General features: G+C 37.7%; 20 protein-coding genes. 12 read left to right on the plus strand and 8 right to left on the minus strand.

The features are described 5' to 3' along the window. Nucleotides 1-195: 195 nt before the first annotated feature. Nucleotides 196-336: a hypothetical protein gene (locus tag QF042_RS01610; protein ID WP_307524674.1), complete on the minus strand. Its 141-nt coding sequence runs from the start codon at nucleotides 334-336 to the stop codon at nucleotides 196-198. A gap of 348 nt (nucleotides 337-684) precedes the next feature. Here QF042_RS01610 and QF042_RS01615 point away from each other — a divergent pair, with 348 nt between their 5' ends. From QF042_RS01615 to QF042_RS01625, 3 genes are all read left to right on the plus strand, one after another. After that, on the plus strand, nucleotides 685-1,782 hold the full coding sequence (locus QF042_RS01615; protein WP_307524676.1) for a Nif3-like dinuclear metal center hexameric protein: 1,098 nt from the start codon (nucleotides 685-687) through the stop codon (nucleotides 1,780-1,782). Beyond that, nucleotides 1,782-2,525, plus strand: a complete 744-nt coding sequence (locus QF042_RS01620; protein ID WP_307524678.1) for a zinc ribbon domain-containing protein — start codon at nucleotides 1,782-1,784, stop codon at nucleotides 2,523-2,525. Before QF042_RS01615 ends, QF042_RS01620 begins: the two co-directional genes overlap by 1 nt. A gap of 174 nt (nucleotides 2,526-2,699) precedes the next feature. Then, nucleotides 2,700-4,187, plus strand: coding sequence for a tetratricopeptide repeat protein (locus QF042_RS01625; protein WP_307524679.1), 1,488 nt, complete (start codon nucleotides 2,700-2,702; stop codon nucleotides 4,185-4,187). On the opposite strand, the gene QF042_RS01630 is transcribed toward QF042_RS01625, so the two are convergent. The 3 genes from QF042_RS01630 to QF042_RS01640 all read right to left on the minus strand — a co-directional run bounded on the left by QF042_RS01630 (nucleotide 4,184) and on the right by QF042_RS01640 (nucleotide 7,869). Beyond that, the gene (locus QF042_RS01630) at nucleotides 4,184-5,260 is read right to left on the minus strand and encodes a 3-oxoacyl-ACP synthase III family protein (RefSeq protein WP_307524681.1); all 1,077 of its coding nucleotides are present in this window, start codon (nucleotides 5,258-5,260) and stop codon (nucleotides 4,184-4,186) included. The genes QF042_RS01625 and QF042_RS01630 overlap by 4 nt on opposite strands. 78 nt (nucleotides 5,261-5,338) lie before the next feature. Beyond that, nucleotides 5,339-5,992 carry a response regulator gene (locus QF042_RS01635; protein WP_307524683.1) on the minus strand — a complete coding sequence of 218 codons (654 nt, stop codon included), beginning with the start codon at nucleotides 5,990-5,992 and terminating at the stop codon, nucleotides 5,339-5,341. Next, the gene (locus QF042_RS01640) at nucleotides 5,992-7,869 is read right to left on the minus strand and encodes a 7TM diverse intracellular signaling domain-containing protein (protein WP_307524685.1); all 1,878 of its coding nucleotides are present in this window, start codon (nucleotides 7,867-7,869) and stop codon (nucleotides 5,992-5,994) included. The genes QF042_RS01635 and QF042_RS01640 overlap by 1 nt, the downstream gene beginning before the upstream one ends. A 149-nt stretch (nucleotides 7,870-8,018) precedes the next feature. On the opposite strand from QF042_RS01640, the gene QF042_RS01645 reads away from it, so the two are divergent. The 5 genes from QF042_RS01645 (at nucleotide 8,019) to QF042_RS01665 (ending at nucleotide 11,980) form a co-directional block, all read left to right on the plus strand. Continuing rightward, the gene (locus QF042_RS01645) at nucleotides 8,019-8,390 is read left to right on the plus strand and encodes a hypothetical protein (protein ID WP_307524687.1); all 372 of its coding nucleotides are present in this window, start codon (nucleotides 8,019-8,021) and stop codon (nucleotides 8,388-8,390) included. Nucleotides 8,391-8,443: 53 nt separating this feature from the next. After that, the gene (locus QF042_RS01650) at nucleotides 8,444-9,010 is read left to right on the plus strand and encodes a hypothetical protein (protein WP_307524689.1); all 567 of its coding nucleotides are present in this window, start codon (nucleotides 8,444-8,446) and stop codon (nucleotides 9,008-9,010) included. Between the two features lie 89 nt (nucleotides 9,011-9,099). Then, the gene (locus tag QF042_RS01655; protein ID WP_307524691.1) at nucleotides 9,100-9,879 is read left to right on the plus strand and encodes a serine protease; all 780 of its coding nucleotides are present in this window, start codon (nucleotides 9,100-9,102) and stop codon (nucleotides 9,877-9,879) included. A gap of 44 nt (nucleotides 9,880-9,923) precedes the next feature. Beyond that, the gene (locus QF042_RS01660; RefSeq protein ID WP_307524692.1) at nucleotides 9,924-10,850 is read left to right on the plus strand and encodes a hypothetical protein; all 927 of its coding nucleotides are present in this window, start codon (nucleotides 9,924-9,926) and stop codon (nucleotides 10,848-10,850) included. Nucleotides 10,851-10,891: 41 nt separating this feature from the next. Further along, the gene (locus QF042_RS01665; protein ID WP_307524694.1) at nucleotides 10,892-11,980 is read left to right on the plus strand and encodes a lipid A-modifier LpxR family protein; all 1,089 of its coding nucleotides are present in this window, start codon (nucleotides 10,892-10,894) and stop codon (nucleotides 11,978-11,980) included. Nucleotide 11,981: 1 nt separating this feature from the next. Here the strand turns inward: QF042_RS01665 and QF042_RS01670 are convergent, their stop codons facing one another. The 3 genes from QF042_RS01670 to rsfS form a co-directional block, all read right to left on the minus strand. Continuing rightward, on the minus strand, nucleotides 11,982-12,626 hold the full coding sequence (locus QF042_RS01670; protein WP_029274908.1) for an LUD domain-containing protein: 645 nt from the start codon (nucleotides 12,624-12,626) through the stop codon (nucleotides 11,982-11,984). 66 nt (nucleotides 12,627-12,692) lie between these two features. Beyond that, a complete protein-coding gene (ftsH, locus tag QF042_RS01675) occupies nucleotides 12,693-14,708 on the minus strand; it encodes an ATP-dependent zinc metalloprotease FtsH (RefSeq protein ID WP_307524697.1) in 2,016 nt (671 codons plus the stop codon). A 28-nt stretch (nucleotides 14,709-14,736) separates the two neighbouring features. Then, a complete protein-coding gene (rsfS, locus tag QF042_RS01680; RefSeq protein WP_307524699.1) occupies nucleotides 14,737-15,111 on the minus strand; it encodes a ribosome silencing factor in 375 nt (124 codons plus the stop codon). A 44-nt stretch (nucleotides 15,112-15,155) separates the two neighbouring features. Here rsfS and QF042_RS01685 point away from each other — a divergent pair, with 44 nt between their 5' ends. From QF042_RS01685 to pfkA, 4 genes are all read left to right on the plus strand, one after another. Continuing rightward, on the plus strand, nucleotides 15,156-15,932 hold the full coding sequence (locus QF042_RS01685; protein ID WP_307524701.1) for a biotin--[acetyl-CoA-carboxylase] ligase: 777 nt from the start codon (nucleotides 15,156-15,158) through the stop codon (nucleotides 15,930-15,932). A gap of 7 nt (nucleotides 15,933-15,939) precedes the next feature. Then, a complete protein-coding gene (locus tag QF042_RS01690) occupies nucleotides 15,940-16,389 on the plus strand; it encodes a protein-disulfide reductase DsbD domain-containing protein (RefSeq protein ID WP_307524703.1) in 450 nt (149 codons plus the stop codon). A gap of 148 nt (nucleotides 16,390-16,537) precedes the next feature. Beyond that, the gene (locus QF042_RS01695) at nucleotides 16,538-18,217 is read left to right on the plus strand and encodes a protein-disulfide reductase DsbD (RefSeq protein ID WP_307524705.1); all 1,680 of its coding nucleotides are present in this window, start codon (nucleotides 16,538-16,540) and stop codon (nucleotides 18,215-18,217) included. Further along, complete coding sequence (gene pfkA, locus QF042_RS01700) at nucleotides 18,210-19,193, plus strand: 6-phosphofructokinase (RefSeq protein ID WP_307524707.1); 984 nt, start codon at nucleotides 18,210-18,212, stop codon at nucleotides 19,191-19,193. Before QF042_RS01695 ends, pfkA begins: the two co-directional genes overlap by 8 nt. Before the next feature lie 85 nt (nucleotides 19,194-19,278). Here the strand turns inward: pfkA and QF042_RS01705 are convergent, their stop codons facing one another. Beyond that, entirely contained in the window at nucleotides 19,279-19,602 is a 324-nt protein-coding gene (locus tag QF042_RS01705) for a heavy metal-binding domain-containing protein (RefSeq protein ID WP_025141635.1), read from the minus strand. Nucleotides 19,603-19,624: the final 22 nt, after the last annotated feature.

Below are 19,624 nucleotides of genomic sequence, written 5' to 3' on the forward strand. Positions count from 1 at the left end.
AACCGGGTTTGCGGGCTTTTTGTTTCTGTCGGGTTTATAAACCTGGGTTTTTTTGGTGCTTAGGTTAGTTTTTACCAGTCCTTTCCCATGTGATTAACTTAAGGATAAACAAAAAATAGTGTCGTCCTGAGGGATAATTTTTTCTATAAAAATCAATATTAATGACGTATATAGTTGATTTTTTTACCCTGCAGCTCATGCTTTCCTCGGCTCACCGCCGCCGATGGGCTCTTTCTTTTTGGTGTCAAAAAGACCAGCAGAGCTAGCTTGAATGCCGTTGAAAATATAAAGGCTCATGAAAAAACAAAAAACACCGGCTGAAAATTTTTCTTTCAAAGTTGGTGGGTTGGCTATGTAGGTGGAGCCCGAAAAATTTGTTAGGCCGGATTTAAGTAGAACGGAGATACGGTGCTACGGCCTAGTTGGGCGGAAATACGCCGGGAGCATAAACCACTCATATTTAAATAATTAAAAAATACATCGATGGTAGCCTCTCGAAGGACAAATATTTTTTGTTTTGGATATTAAGCGGTCTTCGACAAGTTCAGACTGACAACAATTATACTTGAACTGATTACATTGGGAATGGTTTTGTTGAACTTTAAGTGGGCCTGTACATTTTCAAAACTAAAACATTAATTATTTCTCTTATCAACAAAACCCCAAATTTTCTATATTTATCAAATGAAATTAGCTGAAATTACCAATTATTTAGAAAGCATAGCACCACTTAATTACCAGGAAGATTACGACAACTCTGGTTTAATTGTTGGCGATCCGAATATGGAAATCCACGGTGCTTTGGTGGCTTTAGATTGTGTAGAAAAGATTGTGGATGAAGCGATTTCGACAGGCTGCAATCTGATTATTACCCACCATCCAATCGTTTTTAAAGGCTTAAAAAAACTCAACGGCAAAAATTATGTAGAGCGTGTGGTATTAAAGGCGATCAGGAATAACATTGCGCTTTATGCCATCCATACCAATCTTGATAGTATCCATACCGGTGTAAATGCGAGAATTTGTGAGCGGTTAGGCTTAACCGGAACCAAAGTGCTTTTGCCTAAAACAGGTCTTTTAAAAAAACTGGTTACTTATTGCCCGCAGGCTCAGGCAGAGCAATTGCGCTCAGCATTATTTTATGCGGGAGCAGGCAATATTGGTAATTACAGCGAATGTAGTTTCAATGCCGATGGTTTTGGTACATTTAAAGGTAATGAAGATTCAGATCCTCTTGTGGGCGAAAAAGGTGTTCGTCATCGCGAATCAGAAGTCCGCATTGAAATGGTTTATCCAACGCAGTCAGAGCGCAAAATTTTGGTGGCCTTATTCGAAAACCACCCTTACGAAGAAGTAGCATACGATATTTACAAACTCGAAAATAAACACCAATTGGTCGGTTCGGGTATGGTAGGCTGGCTGGAATATGATATGGACGCCTACGATTTTTTACATTTGGTAAAAGACAGGATGCAGGCCAAAGTGGTTAGGCATACGGAGGTAATCGGCAAAAGAATTAAAAAAGTAGCGGTTTGCGGCGGCTCAGGAAGCTTCCTGTTAAAAGAGGCCATTGCTGCCGGGGCGGATGCTTTTATTACCGCAGATTTTAAATATCACGAGTTTTTTGATGCAGAGGAAAAATTGATCATTGCCGACATCGGACACTTTGAAACTGAACAATTTACCTCAAATTTATTGCTTGAAATTATTCAGAAAAAATTTACTAACTTTGCAATCCGTTTAACGGAGCAAAATACAAACCCCATAAATTACTTGTTTTAATGGAACAAACCGTAGAACAAAAGCTAAAGGCTTTATACGAATTACAAAATATCCACACAAAAATTGATAAGATCCGCCAGGTACGTGGTGAATTACCAATGGAAGTTGCCGATCTTGAGGATGACGTTTTAGGATTAGAAACTAGAATTGCAAAAATCAAAGGTGAACTTGATGATCTTGAGGATTCAATCGTAACCCGTAAAAATACAATTAAAGATGCGCAGGCTGCCATCAAAAGATACGAGACTCAATTAAAAGAAGTTAAAAACAACCGTGAATACGATGCTTTAACGAAAGAAATTGAGATTCAAGGTTTAGATATTCAGGTTTCTGAAAAGAAAATTAAAGAACACGGTTTCGAAATCACTTCTAAAACTGAAATCTACGAAGCTGCTAAAGCTGAGTTAGATGGCAGAAAGAAAGATTTAGAGGTTAAAAAAGGCGAACTTGATGTAATTACTGCTGAAACTGAAAAGGAAGAGCAAGATTTACAAAAGAAAGCTGATAAAGCTGAGCCTCAGATTGATGAGCGTTTATTGGTTGCCTACAAACGTTTACGCAAAAATGCTGTAAATGGTTTGGCAGTAGTAACAATCGATCGCGATTCTTGTTCAGGTTGTTTTAACCAGATTCCGCCTCAACGTCAGTTAGATATCCGCCAACGTAAAAAAATTATCGTTTGCGAACACTGTGGACGTATTTTGGTTGATGAAGCTTTAACTCACGAAGTAGCAGAAGCTTAATCCGCTTCATAAAATTATTAGAACGTCTCGATTTAATCGGGACGTTTTTTGTTTAGACCTATTTTTCTGTCGTTTACACAAAACAAGAATATAATTTTAGCGTTTAATGTAGATATTTGTTTAATGTGAACTACTGTTGCTTTGGCGCAGGATCAAACTGAAATATATTCCCGAATGACTAAAATCTTCCCTGCTTTTGCATTTTCTGCTCTTCTCCTGCTTCCCGCATCCTTATTTGCAAATTTCGACTTTAACAACAATTGCTTAAATGCTTATAAAAGTATATTCGAACTTAAGTTAGGTAATGCCAGAGCTTATATCTCTACCGAAAAAAAACAACATCCCAATAATTCCATTATCCCCCTTTTAGAAAATTACGTAGATTATTTTACCGTTTTAACTTCAGAGAGCAAGGCTGATTTTGACCGTCTGAAAGGCAATAAATCTAGTCGATTGGATCAAATCAGTGATGATGATAAAAATTCGCCTTATTATCTGTATGCACAGGCAGAGATCAATCTGCAATGGGCTTTGATCCGTGGCCGTTTTGGTGAATATTTTAATGCTGCAATGGAAGTTAAAAAAGCAAACAGCCTTTTGCAGGAGAACAATAAAAAGTTTCCGAATTTTCACCTGAACTTAAAAGGCCTGGGGCTGATTAATGCGGTTCTTGGCAATCTTCCGGATGGAGCTTTAAAAACAGCACTATCTACTTTTGGAATCAAAGGCAACCTTCAGAATGGATTAAATATGTTTGAAAAACTGGCCGACAATCTGCCGAAATCTTCTTACGAGCCTTTTTACGAAGAGGTGGTGTTTTATTACGCTTATGTATTAACTGATGTAGCACATAGCCCGCAGGCGTATGCAAAAACCATAAAATATACCGAACGGATTGCTGATACCAGCTTATTAAAAAGTTATTTGCAGAGTTATGTGTGCATTAAAAACGGGCATAGCGAAGAAGCCATTAATATTTTGGCAAAGCGGCCTGAGGGAGGTGTCTATCAGCCTTTTCCTTATTTAGATTATCTGGAGGGTATTGCCCACCTGAACAAACTAGACCTTAATGCGGCAACTCACTTTAACCGCTTTTTGCAGACAACTAAGGGCGTTAATTTTGTGAAGGATGCTTACCTTCATTTGGGTTGGATCTCTCTTCTGAAGGGAGATAAGTCGGGTTATACGGCATTTGCAGCCAAGGCTGTTAAAAACGGATATGCCTACATGGAAAAAGACAAACAGGCGAAAGCTGAAGCTGTTGCAGGAACGCCGACCATTGATCTTTTAAAAGCCAGGCTGCTGTTTGATGGGGGTTATTTAAGCAGAGCCTTGCAGATACTTGATGATAAGAAAGCAACAGATTACACTAACGCTAAAGACAAAACGGAACTAAATTACCGTTTGGGTAGAATTTATGATGATTTAGGAAAAGATGATCAGGCATTAGCGGCTTATCAGCAGACCATTAATGAAGGTAAAAACCTAAAATATTATTTTGCTGCAAACGCTGCGGTGCAGATGGGTAAGGTTTATGAAAGAAGGAAAAATAACGCGAAAGCGAAAGAGGCTTTCAATACTGCCATTGCCATGAAAAATCATGAGTTTGAAAGCAGTATTGAAAGCCAGGCTAGGGCCGGTTTAAAACGGTTAGCAAATTAGAAGCGGTGTACAAAAGCATTAATGTGCATCCCTGCTCCTACTGAAGCAAAAACAGCTACATCGCCAGGCTTAACTGTATAGCCTTTAACTTCACCTTTTAATACCAGGTCCAACAAGGTTGGTACAGTGGCAACCGAACTGTTTCCTAACCATGAAATCGTCATTGGGACTAAGTTTTCAGGCACTGTATCTTTGCCATAAAGTTTGAACAAACGTTTCATGATAGCGGTATCCATTTTGCCGTTGGCCTGGTGAACGAATACTATATTTACATCTTCAATACTTAAGCCTGCTTTATCAATGGCTTTTTTAATTACCTGGGGTACCTGAATGACTGCAAATTCATACAGTTTACGACCGTTCATTTTTAGGTATAAGTTTCCATTGGTTTCATCAGGATGAAATCCCTTGCCCATGGTAAGTAAATTACCATGATTAACAGCGTGCGTTTCTGTTTTATGTGCTAGTATTCCTCTTTTTTCTTCTGATTCCTCTGCTTCGAAAATTACAGCTCCGGCACCGTCCGAAAAGATCATGCTATCACGGTCATGTGGATCGATGATACGGCTTAAGGTTTCTGCACCAATAACCATAACACGTTTTGCGTCTCCGCTTTTAATATAGTAATCTGCCTGTATTGCGCCTTGAACCCATCCCGGGCAACCAAAAATGATGTCGTAGGCAACGCAGTCTGGATTTTGAATGCCCAGTTGTTGTTTTACCTTTGAAGCTAAAGACGGCAAAATGTCAATGCGGTTGCTACCCAAAGGGATATCACCAAAATTATGACAAAATATAATATAGTCTAAGGTTTCTTTATCAATACCCGCATTTTCAATGGCTTTTTCTGCAGCCATTGCGCCAATATGATTGCTTAACTGCTCAGGGCAGGCGTAGCGCCGCTCCACGATTTCCGTAATTTCAGAGAATTTATTAATGATCTCCGAATTCTCTTTCTCCAATAGATTTCCATTCTCAAAAAAAGTCGAATTTAAGAATTCACTACCAGAAATAATATTTTTTGGAATATAACTTCCCGTACTGGTTATTACCGTATTTATTGCTCTGCTCATAATTATAATACCGCATACTAAAACGGTATGTAGTATAAAAATATCAATTATATTCGAGAATGGAAAATAAATTAAATTTTAGCGCAGCTTATTTTCAAGTGCAAATTTTAATAATCCTGCTTTTCCGGTTACATTTAGCTTCTGTACCATATTTTTACGGTGTGTATCAACGGTATTTAAAGCTATAAATAATTTTTGAGCAATTTGCTGTGACGAATAATCTTCGCTTATCAATTTTAGTATTTCCATTTCCCGGGCGGTTAAATTATGGCTTTTTTGAAAATGATCGCCATCGTTAAATGCCGATGATGCGAGGGGATCAGATTTTATTTTTTGGAAATATTTTTCTCCCTGTTGTATGCCCGTTATAATTTTAAATAGTGTTTCTGCATTGGTATCTTTCTGGATAAAAGCCTTTACGCCTATGTTCTCGAGCCTGGCAGATAATTTGGTTGTATAGTACATGGATAATACCATTATTTTCACCGAAGGAAATAGCTGGCCCACTTTTTCAGCGGCAATTTCTCCATCCAGAACGGGCATGTTTAAGTCGAGGATTAGCACATCTGGCTGCTGATGATTAAGCAGGTGCAAAATTTCTTTTCCATTTGCGGCCATTCCTATTACCTTAAAGTTCGACTGTTCAGAAAGGATTGCTGACAGCCCTTCAGCAAATAGTTTATGATCATCGGCAATCATAATCGTTATGGGTCTCTGTTGAATCGTGTCCATTATTTTAGCGGAATATCAATAGTTGTTGTTGTACCGTTTTGATTACTGTCTACCTGGATTTTACCGTTAAGGTAATTTACCCTTGATAGAATATTTTGGATACCTAAACCCTTTTTATCTTTATCGGGATTAAAACCAATGCCATTATCTTCGGCCATAATGCTAATTCTTTCGTCGAATGATAAAATCTGTATAGTCGCCTTTGAGGCGAAAGAATGCCTGATGATATTATTTACCAGTTCGTTAACAATCCGGTATATGGTAATCTCCATCCCACGTTCAATAGGGTGTTCAACCTGAAAAACAAATTCGAATGCAATTTTACCGGAATGGTTCAGGGTTTTAAAATGCTCATTTAGTGTTTCAATCAGACCAAACTGTTCAAAGTTTTTTGGCATTAAATTGTGCGATATTTCCCTTAAATCGGCACATGCCTTTTCAATCATGCCAATCGTTTGATCGTAAAATATGCGGTCATTTTCAGTAAGTTTTAAAACTTTTTGCTGAAAAGCGGTGATATTTAGTTTTATAATGGATAGTGTACCGCCAAGGTCATCATGTAAATCGCGGGCCAAACGTGTCCGTTCATCTTCCTGCGCATTAAAAATGCCATCGGCGAGGTCTACCTGATGTTTACTTTTTTCTTCCAGCAGGATTTCTTTTTCTTTTTTTAGAAAATTATAACGCTGTGTTAATGCAAATGAAAGGAAAATGATTTCGGCTGTTAAACCTACCACTAAACCATTTGGCTTTAATAAATTAAAGTTGGTGAACCCTAACGTATTAAAAACATAATTAAAAACCCCAAATAGCAACATCACGGTTGCAATAAAATAATACCAGCCCAACTTGTAACCAGCTTTTATTCTTTCTACTACACAAATAATAATGATAATTACCGTAAGGAGTGCAAGAAAATTGTTGATGTAAAAAACTGTTTTTTCTAAAATAATAAACGATTTGAATAGCATAAACACCGGAATGATGGACATGGCCCAGCAGAATCTTTTATAATAGTTTGTAAAGCGGTATAATCTACTATTGGTGCTATTTTGATTCACAAACAGCTGCATCACCTGGATTAGCAGGCCACAGCTCAGTGATGCCATAATTAACCGCATATAATCCTGGAGACCAGGTAAGTTTGGGTAGAACCATTGAAAAGCCAATCCTTCTTCTTCCAGGATAAAAATTAGCGTACAAAAAATGTAAATCGCATAATATAAGTGGATGTTATCCCTTACTGAAGCATACAATAACAGGTTAAATATCACCGCAAAAACAAAGATTCCGGTGTAAAATCCAAACAAAGTATGCTGCGGAATTTCGGCCTGAATAATGTCAACATCACGTCCGATAGACATTGGCATGTACATGTTCTGCCCACGTTTATCGGCCCACAAATAAAAAGTGGCTTTTTCATGAGGTGAAAGAACCATTGGGTAAATAAAGCTTCTATTGCGATAAGGGCGCTGCTTGAAAGGAAAATGATCGCCTGTTAAGCCTAACGGGTAAATCTTTCCCTGCTGATCTACTTTAAACAGCTGGAGCTGGTTAATACTTGAGCTCTGCTCCTTAAACATGAGGTGCACAGATTGATTTAGGGTGTTTTCGATATCAAAAGCAACCCAGTAATAAGATTGGGTATAACCTTTACTGAAAACCTTTCCGGGTATCAGTGGCGTGAGTTTGCGGGCCTGCTTATATTTTATAATAGAATCGATGCTGAGGTTTAAATCTTTATCCTCATAAAAATACCCGTGCTCACTGATGTTGAATTTTTTGGCCGTATCGATCAAAATTGGGTGGCCCTGTTGCGCAAAACACACCCGGAATGGATGTAGGAAAAACAAAAATAGCAGGAAAAGTTTATTCATTTTTTTGAGAGAATTAGTGGCACACTTTAAACTACCAATCAATATTTTATAAATATAGTGTATAAACCATGTACTAAATATACCGAGTAAAGGGTATATAAATCGTTTAGTTGATCGGGTATTTTTACAGTGAATTAAACGAACTTAAAATGAAAAGTTTCTTGACCACTGTTGTGCTGCTGTTTATGATACAGGCAGCCAATGCCCAATCGCATGTTTCGAAGAGCGAATATGCGCGCTATAATTGCAGGTTTGCCCCTAAGGGCTGGAACAACTCGGAAGGAAAACTGATGTGCCCCGCTTGTGACAAAGAAAAGGAAGACGTAAGGAAAAAGAAAATAGCTGATGATAAAGCAGCTTCTGACGCTAATAAAATTAAAAATGAAAAGCTTAAAACGGATAATGCAATTGCTTTTAAAAAGAAACAGGCTGAAGTTACCGCTAGAAATAAGGTAACCGAAGTGCATGTCACTATGCCCAAACAACTGCAACAGAGAACAAAAAAACTGAACCGCCTGTAAAGAAGGGGCCGGTTAAACTAGCTAAAGATATAGAGCTATATGCTGGTTGGGGAATGGGCATGTTTACCCACAATAGTCGGACAAATTTCTTTTTAAACGAGAATAAAGATACAGTGTTAAAGAGTAACGACTATTTAGAAACCTACGCTGTATGGCGCGAAAACAAGAATAATTTTCCAAAGAACATTGGTATAGTGCTTTTAAATGAAACCAATAAAATATCAAATGGCAGAGAACAGAATGTTGCCGATATAATTGACCTTAAAGGGAAAAGGCATTTCAACGACAATACCATTAGTACCATTTTCCACCTTGCGGATGATTATTTTGTAGTGTGTAAAAGTCCAACACTTCCCGAATGGCGCTCTTATGGAAATAATTATACGGGTTATGAAAATGTTGAAATTTACAACCTAAAAACCAGGAAAAGTATAAAACTGGATAAAGATGCAGGCCGCTTTGTAAGCATATCCATCTATGTTGGTGGCAGAAAAATGCCCGGCGAACCTGATCTTACACCTTTTCTTTCGCGTGTATATATCAATTATGATGAAGATGTGTATTGCCTTAATGCAAACAGGGAAATGGTGGTTAAGAAAATACTAAAAGCAGACCGGTAGCCGACGATAAGGCGAAAATGCTATCTATAAAGCCCTTTTTCTCCAACCTATAAGACAAAACGTACAAAATTGGATAATTACAAATGAAAATGAAACATCGAATTATTTTATTGCTTATTTCTATCGTGTTAATTACCAATGTAAGGGCACAAGATTGTAAGCCAGATTCTTCTAAAAGAGAACGCATAACAACTGCTAATGTTCCAAACGATTATTCGTGTTATATGGAAATGACCAGGGGCTGGCATAAATATTATGGCTCTGGTGCGTTAATCCATCCCAGGGTAATTATTACCGCAGGGCATAACCTGGCCTATTTTCCTTTTGTAAAACGGTTGCCATTCTTTCTTTTTAGAGGCACAAGGAAAGTTGATTTATATTTTGGATCCATAGATAATAAGACTTATAAAGCTCAAACATCTTTAAAATTAAAGACCGGAAAGAACAAATTCTTCAAATCTGCATATTGGATAAATGCTAAAATTAACCGCGACTTTTCGATAATAATTTTACCCGATTCTTCCCTTTTCAAAAAAGCAGGTGGCTGTTACAAATTTATGCCCCTTAAGCCAGATGAGTTACCTGGCGCTGATTTGCACCTTACGGGTTCGCCTGGAGATAAAGACTTATTTGAAATGTGGACACAGGAAACAAAGAATTTTTCCATTATTGATTCCTCCTTAAGGTACGATCTGTTCACTGTAGTTAGAAATAGCGGCTCGCCGGTGTGGGTCAAAAAAGATGATATGATAAGGCTGGCTGGCGTACATTCAAGGGGTTTCACCAATTGTAATGGTGCAGTTTTAATTAACAACGAAACCTATAATCAGGTGGTTGAATGGTGTAAGAAATCGGGAATAGAACTTTAAAACCATAAAGAACCAAACATTAATTTATATCTAAACACGCAATCATGAAAAACATCCTGAGTATATTATTTTTCCTTTTTGTTGTTGGCCAGTCTTTTGGGCAAACAACCACGAAAGGTACCGACATTATCGGACAATCATTTGTAACCAAAACCAGTATTCCTGTAAAGGTTTACAATCCTTTGAGCAAAAAAATAGACAAAGACTTTTCTTTTTTGCTTAACGACGGAACTAAGTTTTATATATACGAAGTTGTTGATAGCGGATATATTGTTTCTGTTTGGAATTATAAATCTACTCCCGAAAAAAATGATTTTTACAAAATGTTACCTGGTTTGAAAGAAAGAAAGTCGGATAGTTTGCCCATAAGCGGGGAAAAGACCGGTACTAAATCTTATTATAATATATTTAAGGCAGCGCTTGGAATTAATACTGTTGATTCTGCTAAATCATCGGCCTTAAATAAATACAAGAATTTGGCTTACGTAGATTCATGGGGAAACGACATGCAGTTTTTTATTCCACTCAAAGATTTTAACGGTAAGTGCGAATCCATCTACCCACATAAAAGAGGGTTTACGTGGGGTTTTTTAACGCTGCCTATTAAGGCGAGATTTGGAAATTCTAAAGCGCCTTTTACATTTGAAGAAAAAATAAATTTTGGAATATCAGCCGGGGTTAAATGGCAGCATGTTAATACGGTATATTCTGCTAGTAATTTGTTAGGTGGGATATCTGTAGGCAGTGTTAAAGTAGATAAAGATAATTCTGCTTCAGCAATTTCATTGTCTGTTGGATATATGTACCAATATGATAAATTTCAGATTGGATTATTTACCGGGCTTGATTTTATAGATAAGTCGGGTACTGTAAACTGGGGTTATCAGGGCAAACCCTGGCTGGGATTTGCCATAGGGTTCAGTTTGTTTGGAGAAAATAAAACATCAGCATCTACTGATCAGACACAGTAAATACTAAATACGTAACTTTATTATCATTTATAACAGCTCTTATGAAAAATCTCTTTCTGCTATTATTTTCATTTTGTATTTATGGTTCTTCAGCTCAGGAAACATTAAGGCCATTGCATCGTGCGGGAATTGTTGTTGATCAGGATTACTTTTTAAAATTTGTAAAACCTTCCTATGCCACAGATAAAAATTATACCATGGGGCTGGGTTTAATTTATCAGGATCAAAAGCTTGGAGGAACATGGGTTTTTGCTCCGCATAGGTTTTTATTAAAAAAACTTGTTAGCAAAAGCTTAAAGGATTATCAGGTTTATGATGCAACCTTAATGCTTGCCAACACCACATTTACACCCGAATATTTAGGCAATCTGCACGATCCGGTTAGTGAGTTTAAACGAGAAAACGATAGGCCATTCGCGAGTCTGAATATAATTGGTACTAGTTTTGGTTTGCAGGATAATGTGGGAAATGAGCTTATCACCTTAGGTATTAACATAGGAGCAATAGGTTTAAATGTGTCTAAAGCAGTACAAACAACCATTCATCGAGATCATTGGTTCGGAAATACAGCCGACATTCCTTATGGATGGGAAGGTCAGATTTCGAAGGGTGGAGAGCCAACGCTATTGCTTACGGCCAAAAAGGATTGGCTGCTTATCGGCAAGCGTGGAGCAAATGATGTAGGCCTGTTTCAATTAAGTACTAATGCCGAAGTGCGTTTAGGCTATTATGTAAGTACAGGCTTGGGCTTTAATGCCCGATTGGGTTTGCTTGATAAGAAAAACTGGGCTGTAAATACTTTGCCAATGGCTAATTTAACGGGTTTAACCAGTGAAAATAAAAATTTGGGAGAGGTATATCTCTTAGGAGGTGTTAAGGGTAATGGTTGGTTGTACAATGCTTTGTTAATGGGGCAGTTTAGAGATAGCCCTTACACCATGAGCTTTAAACAACTAAATAAAGCCACCCTTGATTGGAATTTAGGTTTTGGTGCCAGAATACCTGTATGTAGAAAAAAAGCAATCAGGGTATCGGCAGTGGCTGTTGGACGATCGCCAGAATTTAATACCGTAAGCGAGTTTAACCGATGGCATACATGGGCAAGCCTGCAGGCCTATTACGAATGGTAGTTTAACTAAAATCGTCAATCAGAAAAACAAAAAGCTCTTTAGGTCCATGCGCACCTAAAACCAATGTTTTTTCGATATCCGCAGTTCTGCTTGGGCCTGTAATGTTGCTGATCATGGATGGGATTTGATTACCATATTTGTTCTTCAATAACAGAAAAGCATCTTTAAGATCTAAAACCAACTGACTGGTTTTGGCAATTACAATATGATGATGTGGAAAGATGCTGAGCCTTCTGCCTGCGGCGCCCTGGTTAGTTACCATTACACTTCCATTTCGGGCAATTAAGGCTTCGCAAAGGGTAATGCCTACCTCTGCCTGTTCAAAATCTTTATCGGTTTGGTAAAAAGGAAATTCGTATTTGCTTAAGAACTGCTGAAGTTCTGGTTCCCAGCAGTATATTTTCCGCCATTTAAATTTATCGGCCAGCTGCAACATGTTTTCAAAAAAATCGATCCCATCCTCACAGAAGATAAAGTTCCCTGATATAGCCGTAAGCTGTTCGGCAAATAATACCTCCAGCTCATCTGTATTTTTTTTATACAATTGACTCTCTTCTAAATTAGGATAAGGGTTTTCGCGCTTCTCTAATAGTGCTTTCCTTATCTTTTTTAGTATTTGTTCTTTTGCTGTCGTATTATCCTTCATTATAAAAAAAAAAGCTACCCTAATAATTAAACCAGGGTAGCAAATGTAATAATAGAAATTATTTATTTATGCTTCTACCGGAGTTATATGTCCGGGAGTTCCGCTTTCTCCTTGGTTATCGAATAATCGTTTACCAAAAATCACTTCTAAATCGTCTTTAAATAAAACTTCTTTTTCAATCAAGATATCGGCCAATTGGATCAATTTATCTTTATTTTCTTCTAATAAACTAATTGCCCTTTGGTATTGGCCTTCAATTAATGCAGAAATTTCTTTGTCGATGGTTAAAGCGGTATCCTCTGAATATGGTTTAGAGAAATTATACTCGTTCTGACCAGATGAATCGTAATAAGTGATGTTTCCTAATTTCTCATTTAAACCATAAATGGTAACCATTGCTCTGGCTTGTTTATTCACTTTCTCTAAATCGCTCAGTGCACCAGTGGAAATGGTATCGAACATCACTTTTTCAGCTGCCCTACCGCCCATGGTTGCACACATTTCGTCGAGCATTTGGTGAGGACGAACAATTAAACGCTCTTCTGGCAAATACCAGGCAGCACCTAAGCTCTGTCCGCGTGGAACAATAGTAACCTTAACCAAAGGCGCCGCATGCTCTAACAACCAGCTTACTGTGGCGTGACCAGCCTCGTGAACAGCAATAGCGCGTTTTTCGCTTGGTGTGATGATTTTGTTTTTCTTTTCTAATCCACCTACAATTCTATCCACAGCATCTAAGAAATCTTGCTTATCAACTGCCGATTTATTTTTACGCGCTGCAATTAATGCCGCTTCGTTACAAACATTTGCAATATCTGCTCCTGAGAATCCCGGCGTTTGTTTTGCTAAAAATTCGGTATCAAGTTCTTCTGATTTTTTAAGGGGCGTAATGTGTACTTCGAAAATTTGTTTACGCTCGATAACATCCGGTAAATCAACATAAATCTGTCTGTCGAACCTACCTGCTCTTAATAATGCCTTATCTAAAACATCAGCACGATTCGTAGCGGCTAAAATAATAACATGTGTATTGGTGCCAAAACCATCCATTTCAACCAAAAGCTGGTTTAAGGTGTTTTCGCGTTCATCATTTCCACCCATTACACCGTTTTTACCACGGGCACGGCCAATAGCATCAATCTCATCAATAAAGATGATACAAGGCGATTTATCTTTTGCCTGTTTAAATAAGTCGCGGACACGTGACGCGCCTACCCCAACAAACATCTCTACAAAATCAGATCCTGACAATGAGAAGAAGGGAACCTGAGCCTCGCCCGCAACAGCTTTAGCCAATAAGGTTTTGCCGGTACCTGGCGAACCCACTAGTAAAGCCCCTTTAGGAATTTTTCCGCCCAGATCAGTATATTTTTTAGGATTTTTAAGGAAATCAACAATTTCCATTACCTCTGTTTTTGCTTCTTCTAAGCCTGCAACATCATTGAAAGTAATGTTTACCTGGCTCTCTTTATCGAATAAAGTTGCTTTTGATTTTCCGATACTGAAAATCTGACCGCCACCACCAGCACCACCGCCCATTCTGCGCATCATAAAAATCCAGAAACCGATTAAAAGCAATACAGGTAAAATAATGCTTAAGAACCAGCTAGCTAATGGATTGCTGCGACTGGTTTTTTCTGCCAGTACCCTTGGTTGGTTAGCAGGAAGATCTTTTTGCGAATCGGCAAGTTGTTTATCAAGCCCATCCATTGTGCCTGCATTGAAATATACAACAGGACTAGCTGTGGTATTTACATTAAAAGTGCTGTTGCTTTTATAAGCATCATATAATGGTTTTTTTAGGCTATCTTTTTTGATATAAACCTCTACACGGACTAAATCGTCTGATTTATAAGCAACAACTTTTTGAACATCACCTTTAAGTAACATCTGTTGTTCAAACTTTTGGTACGTAACCTCTTTACCGCCATCAGTAGTAAATAAAAACTGTGCTGCAATAATGGCTATAATAATGGCCGCATACACCCAGAAAATATTAAATTTTGATCCTTTTTGTGGTTTTTTAGGGATGTTTGGAATTCTCTTCCCCTGTTTTTCGTTAGTATTTTGATTGTCGTTCATTTGTCTTTGTCAAAATGGTTCTGTTAGGTTATGCGCTTTGATAATTTGTGCTTTCTGCATCTCCCCAAAGTTCTTCTATGCCATAAAAGTGGCGCTTTTCGGTTTTAAAAATGTGCACAACCACATCGAAATAATCAAGAATAATCCAATCTGCTGATTCGAAACCTTCTTTATGTCTTGGATCGGCCTGAGTGATTTTATATATTTCTTTTTCTACACTATCGGCAATAGCTTTTACCTGAGTACCAGAGTTGGCGCTCGCTATGATAAAGTAATCAGCTACTGAAGTATGAATATTTCTAAGATCTAACCGCACTATATCTTCTCCTTTTTTTTCCTGTATGCCGTGAACAGCCAACTCAGAAAGGTATGTAGAAAGGGCTACTATTTTCTTTTTTACCATTAAAATGCTTTAATTTTGGAATTACAATATTATAAATTCAACACTTGCAAAATAACACTTTTTCGACACTATTTGTTGGTCAAAATTTAATCAAATTAAAAGAGGTTGATTCTACTAATAACTTTTTAAAAGATTTGGTGTCAAAATCCGAGCCATTAGCCGAAGGGACTGTAATTATGGCAGATAATCAGTTTGCCGGAAGAGGACAGCAGGAAAGCGTTTGGCAAACCCAGGCAGGAAAAAATATAAGCACAAGCATTTATTTAAAACCTTCTTTTTTGCCTCTTAATAAACAGTTTTATTTAAATATAGCCGTTAGTTTAGCCGTTAGTGATGCTTTATCTTGTTTTGTGCCCGAAGGGATAAAAGTAAAATGGCCTAATGATATGTATTACCTGAATAAGAAATTAGGAGGAATATTAATCGAAAATACACTGACAGGCAGTTCTATTAAATCATCAGTAATTGGCATTGGTTTAAATATAAATCAATCAGAATTTTCGGATAGTATTAATCAACGCGCCACTTCCGTCATTCAAATTTTACAAAGAGATGTGCCTTTAATGGATATTATGGAGAAAATATTCATATTTATGGAGAAATACTACTTAATTTTGAGAGCCGGAAAATATAGTATTTTACAAAACGATTACCTTTCAAGGCTTTATAACTTTAACATTCCAGCCTTGTATATACAAAATGGAGCGTTTTTTGAAGGAACTATTAAAGGAGTTGGAGATGACGGTAAGCTAACTGTTGAGACAAAAAATGGTTTAAAAGTCTTTAACTTTAAAGAAATAGAATTTACACACACAAAATAAACACATAATGAAAAAAATCACCTTGGTGCTTTCGATGGTACTTTTTACCATCGCTGGCGCATTTGCTCAGATCGAAAAACCTGTTACCTGGGCCTACTCTGCAAAGAAAGTAAGTAAAACTGAAGCTATAATCTACTTAAAAGCTACAATTGATGACAGATGGCATATTTATTCTCAGAATGTAAAAGACGGCGGACCGGTAAAAACCACTTTTACTTTTGCTCCCTCTAAAGATTTTAGCCTTGTAGGTAAAACAGTTGAACCAAAAGCAATTGTTAAATATGAGAGCACCTTTAAAATGAATGTGAGTTACTTTGAAAAAGCCGTAATTTTTCAACAAAAAATTAAGCTAAACAAAGCAACTACAGTAGTTAAAGGCGTGGTAGAGTTTATGGTTTGTAACGATAAACAATGTCTTCCACCAGAAGAAGTTGAGTTTAGCATTCCCGTTAAATAGTTGAAACAAAAATATTTACAAACAGTCTCGAATTTTCGGGACTGTTTCTTTTTAAAGTAAAATCTACGTGGTGGAGTGGTTAAGAAAAAATCGTTTCTAAAATTATTCTTAATTTCACGGCTTCAAAACACACACACAAAGCACACAAATGAAAAAGGTCTTATTATTGTTGTTAATGGCTACAATGTTTATAGCATTGCCCGCTGTTAAGAGTTACGCTATTGTAACACAAGATACCACAGCAACCGCTCCGCCTGATGATATTGTTTTTACCGAAGTCGGGTCTGCACAAGATAGTGCTGCGAATAGCGCAATTAAGGATTCGGTAAAAAAAGATACAGCCAAAGTAGAAAAAGCCACGGTTGCTTCGAATGCTGCTCCAAAGCAATCGCTTTGGGTAACCTTTGGCTTGGGTCTTTTGGCTGGTATAGCCGCTTTTTTCCTTCCATGTATTTTCCCAATGGTTCCACTTACCGTTGGTTTTTTTACCAAAAGGGCTGAAAGCAGGGCAAAAGGAATCAGGAGTGCTATTATTTATGGCCTATCCATCATTGTAATTTATGTTGGTTTAGGTGTAATTATTACCTTAATCTGGGGCGCAAGTGCATTAAATGAAATATCAACAGATGGATTTTTTAATATTTTTATCTTCCTTATCCTTATTGTATTCGGGGTATCATTTTTGGGTGCTTTCGAAATTACCCTGCCAAGTTCATTTGTAAATAAACTTGATGCAAAATCGGATGCCAAAGGCTTAAGTGGTATATTTTTTATGGCTGCAACTTTAGCAGTTGTGTCCTTCTCGTGTACCGGACCACTAATTGGAACATCATTGGTTGCCATCAATACCGACTTGCTCACACCAGTGGTGGTAATGTTTGGCTTCTCCTTGTCGTTAGCTGTAATTTTCACCATGTTTGCCATTTTTCCTAGTTTAATGACGGGCTTGCCAAAATCTGGCGGATGGTTAAACTCAATTAAAGTTTTCCTTGGCTTTTTAGAGTTGGGGTTATCATTAAAGTTTCTTTCAACAGCCGATTTGGCATATCATTGGGGGATATTAGACCGTGAAATTTTCCTGGCAATCTGGATCGTCTTAGCTTTAATTTTAGGCGTTTATTTACTGGGGAAAATCAAGTTTTCTCATGATAGCGATCTTCCTTATGTTTCTGTACCAAGATTATTTATTGCAACAGCAACTTTTGTATTTGCCATCTACTTAATCCCAGGCCTCTGGGGCGCACCTTTAAAAGCAGTGAGTGCATTAGTGCCACCTTTATCAACCCAGGATTTTGTAATCGGGCAAGATAGTGGAGCCAGTCAGGCCAATACTCCTGGCCATGCAAAGCGGAAATATTCAGAATTCTTGCACATTCCGCATAATATTGATGGGTTCTTCGATTACCAGGAAGCACTTGCTTATGCTAAAGAGGTAAAAAAGCCATTGTTTTTAGATTTCACTGGTCATGGATGTGTAAATTGCAGAGAAATGGAAGCCAGGGTTTGGTCTGACCCAAGAGTGCTTAAAAAATTGAAAGAAGATTATATTGTGGTATCGCTTTATACAGATGATAAAACAAGTTTACCTGTCGCAGAACAATTTGACTCTAAAATTTTAGGCACAAAAGTGAACACCGTTGGTAAAAAATTCAAACATTTGCAGGCCGAAAGATTTAATACTATTTCGCAACCATATTATGTACTTTTGGGTACTGATGAAAAAGAATTAGTTTCGCCTCCTATTGGAGTAGAATTTGATATAGATAAATATTTGCAATATCTGGATAATGGATTATCAGAATTTGCTAAGAAACAAACAAATGAATAAGATTAAGCATATTGGTGTTTTAACCTCTGGCGGAGATTCGCCAGGCATGAACGCCGCCATCAGGGCCGTAGTTAGGGGCTCTATTTATTATGATATTGAAGTAACCGGAATTATCCGTGGCTACGAAGGGTTAATCAACAATGATTTTATCCCTATGGACCGCAAATCTGTAGCGAACATTATTCAACGCGGAGGTACTATTTTAAAAACAGCCCGTAGCGAAGCATTTAAAACCGTAGAAGGCAGAAAAACAGCTTACGAAAATCTGAAAGCTAATGGAATTGATGCCCTGGTTGTAATTGGTGGTGATGGAACATTTACGGGCGCCAATATTTTTTCTAAAGAATTCGATTTTCCGATTGTGGGCCTACCAGGCACTATTGATAATGATTTAGCGGGTACCGATTTTACCATTGGATACGATTCGGCTATTAATACGGTTATTGATGCCGTAGATAAAATTAGAGATACAGCCGAATCGCACGACAGGCTTTTTATTGTAGAGGTAATGGGTCGTGACTCTGGGTTAATTGCTTTAAGAAGTGGAATTGGTGTTGGGGCCGAAGCCATCATGATTCCAGAAGCAAATATGAATGCAAACGATATTTTGCATAAGTTGGAGCATAGCCGTAAGGATAAGGCATCAAAAATTATTATCGTTGCCGAAGGTGATGATACTGGTGGTGCATTTAAAGTTGGCGAAATTTTGCAGGAAAAATACCCACATTACGATACAAAGGTTTCAGTTCTGGGGCATATTCAACGTGGTGGTAAACCAACCTGTATGGACCGTGTACTGGCCAGCCGCTTAGGCGTGGCAGCGGTAGAAGGTTTAATTAATGGCGAAAGTGGCGTAATGGTTGGCCAAATTAACCGGGAAATCGTTTTTACTCCTTTTGATCACGCGATAAAGCACATTAATGCCGAGAAGGTGAGTTCTAAATGGTTAAAACTAATCGACATCCTGTCGTTTTAAACGAAAGTAACATATAAAAAGAAAAGTCTTTCCCGCACCGGAAAGACTTTCTTGTTTTTGCTTAGTTTCGCAATAAGCAAATTTCTTAATCTTCTAAAATTACAGCTGTGCCGTTGGCGCTTACCATGAGCATGCTTCCCCCACTCCCTACAGTTTCGTAATCTAAATCAACACCAACAATTGCATTTGCACCAAGTGCGGCCGCATATTGCTGCATTTCATTAACTGCAGTATCTTTCCCCTCTCTTAAAACGCGTTCGTAAGAACTCGATCTACCTCCTACTATATCTGTTATTCCGGCAAATAAATCTTTAAAAATATTTGCTCCAATGATAGTTTCTCCAGTAACAAGACCAATATATTTTACAATTTTTCTGCCCTCAACCGTGGGCGTTGTAGTTACTAACATAGCTTCAGTTTTAATAATTAGA

Source organism: Pedobacter sp. W3I1, from assembly GCF_030816015.1.
Lineage (GTDB): Bacteria > Bacteroidota > Bacteroidia > Sphingobacteriales > Sphingobacteriaceae > Pedobacter.

Coding starts and splice junctions, on each gene's coding strand:
- pfkA (WP_307524707.1), top strand. CDS start 18,210: ATGAATAAGATTAAGCATATTGGTGTTTTAACCTCTGGCGGAGATTCG.
- QF042_RS01635 (WP_307524683.1), bottom strand. CDS start 5,992: ATGGACACGATTCAACAGAGACCCATAACGATTATGATTGCCGATGAT.
- QF042_RS01670 (WP_029274908.1), bottom strand. CDS start 12,626: ATGAAGGATAATACGACAGCAAAAGAACAAATACTAAAAAAGATAAGG.
- QF042_RS01665 (WP_307524694.1), top strand. CDS start 10,892: ATGAAAAATCTCTTTCTGCTATTATTTTCATTTTGTATTTATGGTTCT.
- QF042_RS01620 (WP_307524678.1), top strand. CDS start 1,782: ATGGAACAAACCGTAGAACAAAAGCTAAAGGCTTTATACGAATTACAA.
- QF042_RS01615 (WP_307524676.1), top strand. CDS start 685: ATGAAATTAGCTGAAATTACCAATTATTTAGAAAGCATAGCACCACTT.
- QF042_RS01695 (WP_307524705.1), top strand. CDS start 16,538: ATGAAAAAGGTCTTATTATTGTTGTTAATGGCTACAATGTTTATAGCA.
- QF042_RS01660 (WP_307524692.1), top strand. CDS start 9,924: ATGAAAAACATCCTGAGTATATTATTTTTCCTTTTTGTTGTTGGCCAG.
- QF042_RS01690 (WP_307524703.1), top strand. CDS start 15,940: ATGAAAAAAATCACCTTGGTGCTTTCGATGGTACTTTTTACCATCGCT.
- QF042_RS01640 (WP_307524685.1), bottom strand. CDS start 7,869: ATGAATAAACTTTTCCTGCTATTTTTGTTTTTCCTACATCCATTCCGG.
- QF042_RS01650 (WP_307524689.1), top strand. CDS start 8,444: ATGGGCATGTTTACCCACAATAGTCGGACAAATTTCTTTTTAAACGAG.
- QF042_RS01645 (WP_307524687.1), top strand. CDS start 8,019: ATGAAAAGTTTCTTGACCACTGTTGTGCTGCTGTTTATGATACAGGCA.
- rsfS (WP_307524699.1), bottom strand. CDS start 15,111: ATGGTAAAAAAGAAAATAGTAGCCCTTTCTACATACCTTTCTGAGTTG.
- ftsH (WP_307524697.1), bottom strand. CDS start 14,708: ATGAACGACAATCAAAATACTAACGAAAAACAGGGGAAGAGAATTCCA.
- QF042_RS01705 (WP_025141635.1), bottom strand. CDS start 19,602: ATGTTAGTAACTACAACGCCCACGGTTGAGGGCAGAAAAATTGTAAAA.
- QF042_RS01625 (WP_307524679.1), top strand. CDS start 2,700: ATGACTAAAATCTTCCCTGCTTTTGCATTTTCTGCTCTTCTCCTGCTT.
- QF042_RS01630 (WP_307524681.1), bottom strand. CDS start 5,260: ATGAGCAGAGCAATAAATACGGTAATAACCAGTACGGGAAGTTATATT.
- QF042_RS01655 (WP_307524691.1), top strand. CDS start 9,100: ATGAAACATCGAATTATTTTATTGCTTATTTCTATCGTGTTAATTACC.